1 protein-coding gene is annotated in these 1,482 nt (G+C 51.2%); it reads left to right on the top strand.

What is annotated here, in order from left to right; translation table 11 throughout:
* The first annotated feature begins 87 nt into the window (after positions 1 to 87).
* Entirely contained in the window at positions 88 to 1,305 is a 1,218-nt protein-coding gene (locus IDH45_RS33695) for an IS256 family transposase (RefSeq protein WP_190932543.1), read from the top strand.
* Positions 1,306 to 1,482 lie beyond the last annotated feature (177 nt).

Below are 1,482 nucleotides of genomic sequence, written 5' to 3'. Positions count from 1 at the left end.
GGGTCTGTAAAATGAAAGGTGGAACCTTTGAAATGAATCAAAATGGGACATACTATGTTCAAACAGACCATTTCGGAGGGAAAACCAATGACAGAGAAATTTTGGAGCAAACAAGCGATACAGGAACTCGTAAAGGAACATCAATTCCAGTCGGTGGAGCAGATCCAGGCGACCTTGAAAGACATGTTCAAGGATGTACTGGAGGCCACCTTGAAGGCGGAACTGGATACCCAACTGGACTATGCACCCTACGACCATAACAAAGAGACGAAGAACAGTCGGAACGGCTATCGGGAAAAAACGGTTCACACGGAATACGGGGATCTTCCCATCAAGGTGCCACGCGATCGTCTGGGGGAGTTCGAGCCGGTCGTGATCAAGAAAAATCAAACAAATGTCACGGGCATCGAGGATCAGATTACAGCCTTGTATGCGAAGGGAGTCAGCACTCGGGACATCCAGGACCATTTGCAGGGTCTGTATGGCATCGAGATATCGCCGACGCTCGTTTCCAACGTCACCAATAAAATCATGCCCATTATTAAAGAATGGCATAACCGTCCCCTGCAGCCGACGTATGCGGTCGTGTTTCTGGATGCGATTCACTTCAAAGTCAAACAGGATGGGGCCATTGTGAACAAAGCCGCTTACATGGTGATTGGGGTCGACTTGGACGGCAACAAAGATGTACTGGGCATCTGGATCGGCGAGAACGAGTCAGCCAAGTTCTGGATGAGCGTGTTAAACGACTTGAAGAACCGCGGCGTACAGGACATTTTGCTGGTCTGCGTGGACAACTTAACGGGCTTCAGCCAAGCGATCTCGGCCTGTTACCCGAAAACGGATATTCAAAAATGTATCGTTCACCAGATTCGCAACTCGGTCCGCTATGTGTCCTACAAGGATCTCAAACGTGTTACGGCTGACCTGAAGCCCATTTACAAAGCTGCCACCGAGGAGGCCGCCTTGCTGGAGTTGGATCGATTTGAAGAAACCTGGGGAGAGAAGTACCCCTTAATCGTGAAGTCCTGGCGTCAAAATTGGGATGAGCTTTGCACGTTTTTCATGTATCCGCCGGAGCTGCGCAAACTGATCTATACGACGAACATGATTGAGGGCTATCACCGGCAATTACGCAAGGTGACGAAAGGAAAGAGCCTCTTTCCTAATGATGAATCGCTGCTCAAAATGCTGTACCTGGCGACCATGGATGTCGTGCGCAAATGGACGGGACGCGTACAGAACTGGGGACAAATTCTGCTGCAACTAACCGTTTGTTATCCAGAGCGTGTTCAGGTCCGCTAAAGCGACTTGAGGTGGAGGGGGCGGGTCTGGTAGGCTGTCAGCCCGGCGCGAGAACGGCCCTAAGGCCCCTTCGCCCATCGCGCGTGCACCGGACCCGCCAGAGGCTCCAGGTCAAGTCGCGGCTCGGCAGTTGCTAGACTCTGGTTTCAAAGGTTACACTTTTTACTTGACAGTCTC

This window comes from Paenibacillus oceani (assembly GCF_014705615.1).
GTDB lineage: Bacteria > Bacillota > Bacilli > Paenibacillales > NBRC-103111 > Paenibacillus_AB > Paenibacillus_AB oceani.
The sequence above is the reverse complement of the archived record's forward strand: the minus strand, read 5'-3'. Positions and strand labels throughout refer to the sequence as shown.